Origin of the sequence: Streptomyces aurantiacus JA 4570 (assembly GCF_000414115.1) — a bacterium.
Classification (GTDB): Bacteria; Actinomycetota; Actinomycetes; order Streptomycetales; family Streptomycetaceae; genus Streptomyces; species Streptomyces aurantiacus_A.
Map to the genome: position 1 here is coordinate 1 of NZ_AOPZ01000384.1, position 240 is coordinate 240.

Consider the following 240-nt stretch of genomic DNA (forward strand, 5'->3'; position numbering starts at 1 on the left):
TGCGGGTGCGGGTGCGGGTGCGGACGGGTGCGGGTGTGGGGGGCGGGGGGGTCAGCTGCCGGCGGGGATCAGGGGGGTGTCGCCGCCGGGGCGGGGGGCCGGAAGCCGGGTGTCCGGTCCGGCGTGGAGGATGGAGTGCTGCAGGCGCCGCAGCCCCATCGAGGGTTCCAGGCCCAGGTCGCGTACCAGGGTGGCCCGCAGCCGCTGATACACCTCCAATGCCTCCCCGCGGCGCCCGGA

General features: G+C 77.5%; 1 protein-coding gene. It reads right to left on the bottom strand.

The window, feature by feature from the left end; translation table 11 throughout:
* Positions 1 to 51: 51 nt before the first annotated feature.
* The coding region (locus tag STRAU_RS40840) for a BTAD domain-containing putative transcriptional regulator (RefSeq protein WP_310592295.1) at positions 52 to 240 on the bottom strand (189 nt) is incomplete at its 5' end.